This is a genomic window from Moraxella sp., from assembly GCF_024227015.1.
Lineage (GTDB): Bacteria > Pseudomonadota > Gammaproteobacteria > Pseudomonadales > Moraxellaceae > Moraxella.
Window position 1 is genome coordinate 1 of record NZ_JAAELD010000193.1, and the last position, 9,077, is coordinate 9,077.

A 9,077-nucleotide genomic window follows, 5' to 3' on the forward strand; every position below is an offset into this window, starting at 1 on the left:
CGTATTCGGGACATCAACGCTGCTGGTTTGTGTCGCTACAGGCGCAGGTTTCGGCGCATTCATTGTGTCATCACGCCACGCAAGCACGAGCAAATAACTCGTGATCAAGATAGCAATGATGATTAAAATCCGAAGAATTTTTTGCATGGAAACATCCTAACAATGCGTTTAGGCGCGCAAAATGACGCACCATTAATCAAAATTCATCAATAAATTTGTGAATAAACCCTTTATTTTACTAAACTTTTGAATAAAATCATAGAAAATATTTACAAAAGCGTAAACTTAGCTGCTTTTCATCAGATGATTCAATCTGGCAGCATAGCTAAATTTATCCAAAAACACAGCGTGTCCTATCAGTAGAACATCATCCGCCAAATCATAACGATATCGATACATTGGCACAGGCACAAAATCTATACCAGAACCACCCCAAGGGTGACAACTGCACACCCGGCGCACAGCCAAAGGTAATCCACGACGAACACCATGCCACATTAACGCCTGTCGCCCATAGTGCGAACAGGTCGGATAATACCGGCAACGTGCTGGCAGTATTGGACTGATGGCTTTTTGATAAACCTTAATCAAAAACAACAACAAACGCTTAATCATAAATCTAAGATTGGGATGACTTAGGATAGTGATGTTTTATTTTTTCAAAAATCTTAACAATATCACTCATGATGTCAAAATCTTTTGTAAAGCCAATCTTAACAATCAATACCAAATCCACATCTGCTATCTCATGTTGATTTAGACGAAAAATCTCTCTGGTGACTCGCTTGACTTTGTTACGCATGACCGCCTGTTTAAGTTTTTTCTTGGTGATGGCAAGTCCTAATCTTGGCGTATTTTTGTCATTATGTTTGACAAACACAATACAATGATCGCCATGTATTTTTTTCATTGGTGAATCAAAGACGTGCTTAAAGTCAGTAGGGGTGAGCAAACGCTGATCTTTAGTAAAATGAAAATTTTGGGTGTTCATGAAGGATTATATTGTTTAAAATAAGCAGTATATATGAAAAAGGGCAAATAAAAAAGCACCAACAATGTGGTGCTTTTTAATATGTGTCGATTATACGGTCAAACGATGACGACCTTTAGCACGACGACGCGCCAAAACTTGACGGCCTTTTTTAGTAGCCATACGAGCACGGAAACCGTGAGTACGCTTGCGTTTTAGAACGCTAGGTTGAAAAGTACGTTTCATAATATACCTTAAGGTTGGTTGGCATCACTAAGCTCTGCAGAAGCCTGACAGTGACGACTTGGTACCGCAGCTGACTGCTGTGGTGGGTTTAATAAATGAAAATTCACCAATATGAGGTGAAAAAACGAACCAATTTTAGCAAAAGCAATATTGATTGTCAAGGTATTTACCATGATTTTCATAAAGACGCGTGTTAAACCAGATAATTGAAGTTTATTTGGATCCAATATTTTGATAGAATGGTTAATCGTGAAAGACTTGATTTTAGTAGGGTTATAAAAGTTATCCACAGTTTTAATCAAGGTCAATTATTATATTATAAATATAAAGATAGTAGTTATAATGCGATAAAATTTCTGTGGAAAACTAATAAAAAAATATAAAAATCATAAACTTAAATTGTGGAAAAATATGTTCATTAAATGTTTAAAGTCTGTGAATAAGTTGAATTTTTAAGTTATCCACAGGATTTTCCATAAAGTTATCCACAGAAAAATTTGCTTTGAAATTTTAAATTTTTGTGCTAATATTCCTCACATGTTTGAAAAGATGGGAGGATTTTCCATTTATTCAATTAAAATTAAAAAAATAATTAATTTAACTAAATAAAATTTTACTTAAATTATAGTTTATTATTATTTAAGTAAACCATTAGAGGTTGACCTAACATGTCACTGTTTGATGAAGATGAGTTGGTGCCCATGAGTGCGTCAAGCCCTTCTGCTGATTTTTGGCAAGAATGTTTAAAAGAGCTGTCTTTTGAAGTTTCAGAGACGGACTTTTTGCGTTGGTTATCACCTCTTGAAGCAAGTGTTGATGGCGATGTGTTGGTGCTTTCTGCGATTAACCAGTACTTTATCACGCACATCAAGGACAACTACATCGATAAGATCGAACTGTTGGTTAAAAAGCATGCGCCAGCAGGGATTGAAGGCGTGCGTCTTGAGACGCCCAAGGTGGTCGATGTTAAGCCAAAAAGTGAAAAAACAGTCACAAAAAAAGCCAAGACCAATACTCAAATTGAAGAAAGTGAACAGCTTGAAGATAACTATACCTTTGATGCCTTTGTAAAGGGTAAATCCAACGCCTTTGCTTATAATGCTTGTTATGATTTGGGCAAAAAAGGCGGTGAAAGTGCTTATCCTTTGGTGTTTTTGTATGGATCGTCAGGCTTGGGTAAAACGCACCTCATGCATGCGGTGGCGCATCGCTATCAAAAAGCAGGATTAAGATTCTGCTATATGACCAAGGATCATTTCTTTCGCATCACCAAAGATGCATTTCGCGACAGAAAAGTTGATCAATTGGTCAAAAAAATCTGCAAGGCGGATCTATTAATCATTGACGATATTCATTTGATTGATGGTAAAAGAGCGCCGCACATCTCTGATTTACTCTTAACGATTTTTAGTGATTTTAGCAAAAACAAAAAAAATCGCATCATCTTGGCTTCTGACAGACAGCCAGCCCAGCTTAATAATTTTGATGAACGATTTAAATCGCGCTTTTCGAGCGGGCTTAATGTACTGATTGAGCCGCCTGATATTGACATGCGCGTACAGATTTTGGAGAAAAAAGCCAGCGTTCTTGGCATGGATTTGCCAAAAGAATGTGCTCTGTTCATCGCACAGAACGTCGCGCCAGATGTGCGCCGTCTAGAAGGTGCGCTCAATCAGGTGCATGCTAATTTTGTCATGTCTGGAGAGCCTGTGACTTTGTCACTCGTACGCCATGCCATCAAAGACCACATTGAGGCTCGCGCTCGTGCGGTGAATGCTGATAACATTCGTGACTTGGTGGCTCAGTATTATGGCATCTCCGCCAAAGACTTGATGGGTAAAAAACGCGCACGTAACATCGCAAGACCACGCCAGATGGCGATGGCGTTGATTCGTGAATTAACCCAAGACAGCTTTCCTGAGATTGGGCAGTTTTTTGGGGGGCGAGATCACACCACAGTCATGCATGCATGCAAAGCAATTGAAGAGCTAAGAGCGACAGACGTTAAGGTGGATAAGGCCTATCAAGCCTTAAAAGCAACCTTAGAATTTGAGTGATAATTTTTGATTGAATAACTTGTGTTTGCCAAAAAAAGCAAGTACCATAAGCACATGAAATGACAGGACTATAACAATGAAATTAACCATAAAACGCGACGTATTGATAAACGCCATCAGCTTGGTTGCTAAAGCTGCCGATAAACACCATCGCATCGGACCCATCTTAGCTAATATTAAGTTTGTATTAGATCAAGATGTATTAACCTTAGTAGCATCTGATTTGGAAGTGGAGCTGACCGCGACGATTGCACTGCCAGCAGACGCATGTCAGCAAACAGGTGAGACAACGCTACCGGCTGAGAAATTATTTGTCATTTGTAAAGCGCTCTCAGATGAGATGGTCTCTTTGGATGCTGATGAGACGCGCTGTTTTATTGTGAGCGGTAAAGGTCGTTATACCTTAAAGACCCTGCCTGCTAAGGACTTTCCAAGTATTGGTGCGCCAAGTGTTGCTGCAGCATTGAACATCAATCGTGGCACTTTGTATGATTTGATCAGTCATACGCGTTTTGCCATGGCAACCCAAGACGTTCGTCATTATTTAACAGGCATGTTATTTGAGATCAATGGCGATAAGCTTACCGCGGTGGCAACCGATGGACATCGTCTGGCAGTTGCTCATCGTGCCCTAGACGCCAGTTATGATGATCGCCGTGTGATTATCCCAGGTAAGGCCGTGGCTGAGCTTGAGCGTCTGCTTGGCGAGCTGGTTAGATCTTCAGAGGATGATGTGGTCGCACTTGGGTTTGATGATGAATTTTTACAGTTATCATTGGGCTTTGGCGACGAGAGCGATTATAAAGGTATGCAAGTTGGTATGGTGGCGCGCCTGATTGAAGGTAAATTCCCTGATTATCGTCGTGTACTGCCACCAAGCTACGACAAAGCCGCTATCTTCAATAAAGATGAAGCCGTGGAAGTGCTGCGCCGCTTGTCTGTGTTAAACAGCAAAGAGGCGCCTGGCGTGTTGTTTGATTTTAAAGAATCAGACAGAGTTCAGGTCAGTGTTCGCAATCAGCGTGAGCAAGATGAAGCGGAAGAGAACTTGGCAGTAGCTTATGAAGGTGAGCCGCTTGAAGTATCGTTCAATGAAGCCTATCTGCGTGCGGTATTGCGTGTATTGGATGGTGATGTGCGTATCGAGATGACTGAGGCGGTTAAGCCTGCACTCATCTATCAAGTGGGCGATGAGATGAATCATCAATACGTCGTGATGCCGATGCGTGTGTAATGATTCAAGAATTACGCATTTACGCCCTTCGCAATATACAGCAAGCATCGTTAGACTTACAGCAGTGCAATCTATTTATTGGCAAAAACGGCAGTGGTAAAACATCGCTTCTTGAGGCGGTGTTTTTGCTTTCTCGGGGCAAAAGCTTTCGTCATCATGAGCCTAAGCGTTATATCACACATCACGCCAAGGCTTGCACTGTCTGGGCGAAAACTCATGATCAGACGCTCGCCATTCAAAAACAACTTGACGCAGCAAATCTTGCCACCACTACTTTAAAGCTCAATAACAGCACCGTCCCTAGCCAAAGCGCTTTGTCTTTTGCGTTACCTACTTTATTGATTGATCCGACCAGCATGGCGCTATTAGAAGAAGGTAGCGGGGTGCGTCGGCAGCTGTTGGACTGGCTGTCGTTTCACGTGGAACCTGATTTTTATCCGCAGTGGTTGGCTTACCAAAGGCTGCTAAAACAACGTAATGCGCTTTTAAAATCACCATCTCTTACCCTACATGAAGTCAGTGCATGGGATCATCAGTTGGCCATTCATGCCAAGGCGTTGCATCATTATCGCTTGGCGGTGTTTAATGAGTGGCAAGTATTGTTCGATGAGATGATTGGACATCTATTACCTGCTTATGAAGGTCAGATCGCTTTGAGTTATAGCGCAGGCTTTGATAAGCAAGCAGGCTTATTTGAAGTACTGCAACATCGCTTATCTCAAGACAAAGAGCTGGGCTATACCCGTGTTGGTGCGCATCGTGCGGATGTTGTCGTATCCTTAAAGAACACCAATGATCATGGTGACAAACTAAGAGAGCAGGCGGTGAACGTTCTATCGCGTGGTGAGAAAAAACTACTGATTACCGCGCTTAGACTCTCACAGCTACAGATGATGTGTGTTCGACTGCCTGACATCGAGCCTGTGGTGCTGATTGATGACTTGGATGCTGAGCTTGATGATAGAGCGATTGATATTTTGCTCGATGCGCTTTTGGTGCTACCATGCCAATTATTCATCACAAGTCTGCAGACGGATACCATTGGTAAAATACAACAAAAAATGACTGCTTTGAATAATAATAACGATGCTTTAAAAGTGTTTCACGTGGAACAAGGAAAGGTTAGTGAAATGCTGTCACCAAGTTCACTAAAATATTGATTTGATGGGCGTTTCACGTTTAAATTTATGACTTTTTATAAAAAAAATGCTATAATAATGTGTAATATTATCAATTAATTGCGCATTAAATTCTTAGCTGTGCGCAAGTTTTAAGGAAGTTTCATGACTGAGCAGGCGCAACACGGCGAATCCGTTGATACCCAAAATAGCGAATACAGCTCAAAAAATATCCGAGTTTTGCGTGGACTTGAAGCGGTTCGCGTACGTCCTGGTATGTATATCGGCGATACCGATGATGGTACGGGCTTGCACCACATGGTGTTTGAGGTCGTGGATAATGCCATTGACGAAGCGCTGGCAGGCCATTGTGATGAGATTAACATCATCATCCACGAAGACGAATCGGTCTCGGTCATGGATAACGGACGCGGCATTCCTGTAGATATCCACCCAGAAGAAGGCGTGTCAGCAGCGCAGGTCATCATGACGGTGCTGCACGCTGGTGGTAAATTCGATGATAATTCTTATAAAGTATCGGGCGGTCTGCATGGTGTGGGTGTGTCGGTTGTTAATGCGCTGTCCAAGAAACTAACCTTAAACATCTGGCGTGATGGCTTTGAGCATACCCAAGATTATACCGATGGCGTGCCTGACTTTGAACTAAAGCGCTTAGGCGAGACTGACAAGACAGGAACGCAGGTCAGATTCTACCCAAGTTCTGAGATTTTTAGCGGGACGATTTTTGATTATGATATCCTTGCTAAGCGTTTGCGTGAATTATCCTTCCTAAACTCGGGCGTGCGTATCGTCCTAACAGATGAGCGTGATGATCGCGTGCAAGTCTTTGAACACAAAGGCGGTCTGTCCGAGTTCGTTACTTTCATCAATGAAGGTAAGCAAACCCTAAACGATATTTTTCATTTTACCGCCCAAGGTTCTGATGGCATCGGTGTGGAAGTTGCCCTACAGTGGTCGGACAGCTATAACGAAAAAGTGCTGTGCTTCACCAATAACATCCCCCAAAAAGATGGCGGTACGCATTTATCAGGATTCCGCTCGGCACTAACCCGCTGCCTAAACCACTACATGGAATCTGAAAATATTGGCAAAAAAGAAAAAGTCCAAGTCACGGGTGATGATGCTCGTGAGGGCTTAGTTGCCATTGTTTCAGTGAAAGTGCCTGATCCGAAATTTAGCTCACAGACCAAGGATAAGTTGGTATCTAGCGAAGTAAAAAGCGCGGTAGAGACCATCATGCATGAGCGCTTGAATGAATATCTGCTAGAGAATCCAGGCGCTGCCAAGTCAATCGCAGGCAAGATCATCGATGCTGCTCGTGCTCGCGAAGCAGCTCGTAAAGCACGTGAAATGACACGTCGCAAGACTTCATTAGACATCGCAGGCTTGCCAGGTAAATTGGCGGATTGCCAAGAAAAAGACCCTGCTCTGTCCGAACTTTATATTGTCGAGGGTGACTCTGCGGGTGGTTCTGCCAAGCAGGGGCGTAATCGTAAGATGCAAGCGATCTTACCCCTAAAAGGTAAGATTCTAAACGTTGAGCGAGCTCGCTTTGATAAGATGCTGTCCAGCGCTGAGGTTGGCACACTGATTACAGCGCTTGGTACGGGCATTGGCGCGGATGAATACAACGCAGATAAACTTCGTTATCACAAAGTCATCATCATGACCGATGCCGATGTCGATGGTTCTCACATTCGTACGCTGCTTTTGACGTTCTTTTTCCGTCAAATGCCAGAGCTTATCGAGCGTGGTCACATCTATATCGCACAGCCACCGCTTTATAAGGTCAAAAAAGGCAAGCATGAATTATACCTAAAAGATGACGAGGCACTAAAATCCTATCTGCTGTCATCGACCATTGATGAAAATCAGCTGTTCTTACATAAAGATGCGCCTGCAGTGACTGGGGTTGCGCTTGAAAAACTGCTCAATGATTATAACCAATCACAGGTTATCAAGTCTCGCCTTCAAAATAAATACCCTTCTGAACTGTTAGATGCGCTAACCTTCATTCCAAAGTTTGATGCAGAATTTCATGATAAGGTGGCTTTGCAGGCTTGGACAGATTCATTACAAGCTAAGCTTAACGAGCTGGCGCAGCATCTATCGCCTAAGGTTGAGCTTGTTGAAGTAACTGGTAGCGATGAAGCGGATAAACAGCAATGGCTGCCACGCGTGACGATTTTTGTGCATCGCTTGCCTCAGTATTATACGTTAGATGCCATGTTCCTAAAATCATCAGAATACGCTCGTCTGTATAAGCTCTCTGGTGAGTGGAATAATATCCTAGGTGCGGATGCATTCTTGCGCCGTGGCGACAAAGACATGGCGATTAAGGATTTTAATCATCTGTGGACTTATATGATGAATGATGCACGCCGTGGCATGACGGTTCAGCGTTATAAGGGATTGGGCGAGATGAATGCTGATCAGCTGTGGGAGACAACAATGGATCCGGAGAATCGTCGCATGCTCAAGATCACCATCGAAGATGCCATCGCTGCCGATCACCTGTTCAACTGTCTGATGGGTGACGAAGTTGAGCCGCGTCGTATCTTCATCGAAGAAAATGCGCTCAACGCAGACATCGATACTTAAATAAAAGCAGGCTTAGTCCTGCTTTAGCTCTTTATGTTTTTGTGCTTAATTGCGTTTATTTTATTGGTTTTTTAACTGGAATAGCCATGACCAACATTACCCAAGACCGTATTTTAATCCTTGATTTTGGTTCGCAGTACAGTCAGCTGATCGCGCGCCGTGTGCGTGAAGCAGGCGTATATTCTGAGATGTATGCTTTTGATATGTCTGACGAAGACATTCGCGCCTTCAACCCTAAAGGCATCATTCTATCTGGCGGCCCTGAGAGCGTTCATCAAGAAGGCAGTCCACGCGCACCAAAAGCGGTATTTGAATTGGGTGTGCCTGTGCTTGGCGTGTGTTATGGTTTTCAGACGATGGCAGAACAGCTTGGCGGCAAGGTTGAAGCTGGTGATGTGCATGAGTTTGGTTATGCCAAAATTGACATCGTTCAGAATGACAAACTTCTAAACGACATCGCAGATGCCAATAACCAATCACAAGTATGGATGAGCCACGGCGATAAAGTATCGCGTCTGCCCGAGGGCTTTGCGACTACATCGAGCACGCCAAGCTGCCCATATGCTTCTGCCAGTGATGAAGCGCGTGGATTCTATGGTGTGCAATTTCACCCAGAAGTCACCCACACAGAAAAAGGCGTTGAGCTTATCTCTAACTTCGTACATGGCATCTGTGGCTGTGGCAATGCATGGAACTCTGAGAACATCATTGAGATGCGAATCGCCCAACTAAAAGAACAGATCGGCAATGAAAAAGTACTACTAGGTCTGTCTGGCGGTGTTGACAGCTCTGTGGTAGCAGCACTACTACACAAGGCGATTGGCGATCAG

Annotated in this window: 9 protein-coding genes; 5 read left to right on the forward strand and 4 right to left on the reverse strand. The window is 43.3% G+C overall.

Annotation, left to right across the window (positions count from 1 at the left end; all coding sequences use genetic code 11):
• Positions 1-285 precede the first annotated feature (285 nt).
• The 4 genes from yidD to GY683_RS04350 all read right to left on the reverse strand — a co-directional run bounded on the left by yidD (position 286) and on the right by GY683_RS04350 (position 1,398).
• Positions 286-615 carry a membrane protein insertion efficiency factor YidD gene (gene yidD / locus GY683_RS04335; protein ID WP_297287579.1) on the reverse strand — a complete coding sequence of 110 codons (330 nt, stop codon included), beginning with the start codon at positions 613-615 and terminating at the stop codon, positions 286-288.
• Positions 616-619: 4 nt separating this feature from the next.
• Positions 620-991 carry a ribonuclease P protein component gene (gene rnpA, locus GY683_RS04340; protein ID WP_297287580.1) on the reverse strand — a complete coding sequence of 124 codons (372 nt, stop codon included), beginning with the start codon at positions 989-991 and terminating at the stop codon, positions 620-622.
• A gap of 90 nt (positions 992-1,081) precedes the next feature.
• The gene (gene rpmH, locus GY683_RS04345) at positions 1,082-1,216 is read right to left on the reverse strand and encodes a 50S ribosomal protein L34 (protein ID WP_003662232.1); all 135 of its coding nucleotides are present in this window, start codon (positions 1,214-1,216) and stop codon (positions 1,082-1,084) included.
• Positions 1,217-1,224: 8 nt separating this feature from the next.
• Entirely contained in the window at positions 1,225-1,398 is a 174-nt protein-coding gene (locus GY683_RS04350) for a hypothetical protein (protein ID WP_297287581.1), read from the reverse strand.
• A gap of 486 nt (positions 1,399-1,884) precedes the next feature.
• Here GY683_RS04350 and dnaA point away from each other — a divergent pair, with 486 nt between their 5' ends.
• The 5 genes from dnaA to guaA all read left to right on the forward strand — a co-directional run.
• Positions 1,885-3,273, forward strand: a complete 1,389-nt coding sequence (gene dnaA, locus GY683_RS04355) for a chromosomal replication initiator protein DnaA (RefSeq protein WP_297287582.1) — start codon at positions 1,885-1,887, stop codon at positions 3,271-3,273.
• Between the two features lie 76 nt (positions 3,274-3,349).
• Complete coding sequence (dnaN, locus tag GY683_RS04360) at positions 3,350-4,507, forward strand: DNA polymerase III subunit beta (protein ID WP_297287583.1); 1,158 nt, start codon at positions 3,350-3,352, stop codon at positions 4,505-4,507.
• Positions 4,507-5,667, forward strand: a complete 1,161-nt coding sequence (locus GY683_RS04365; protein ID WP_297287584.1) for a DNA replication/repair protein RecF — start codon at positions 4,507-4,509, stop codon at positions 5,665-5,667. Before dnaN ends, GY683_RS04365 begins: the two co-directional genes overlap by 1 nt.
• 123 nt (positions 5,668-5,790) lie before the next feature.
• On the forward strand, positions 5,791-8,247 hold the full coding sequence (gene gyrB, locus GY683_RS04370; protein WP_297287585.1) for a DNA topoisomerase (ATP-hydrolyzing) subunit B: 2,457 nt from the start codon (positions 5,791-5,793) through the stop codon (positions 8,245-8,247).
• An 86-nt stretch (positions 8,248-8,333) separates the two neighbouring features.
• Positions 8,334-9,077, forward strand: a 744-nt coding sequence (gene guaA, locus GY683_RS04375; RefSeq protein ID WP_297287586.1) for a glutamine-hydrolyzing GMP synthase, incomplete at its 3' end; no start/stop codon positions are given.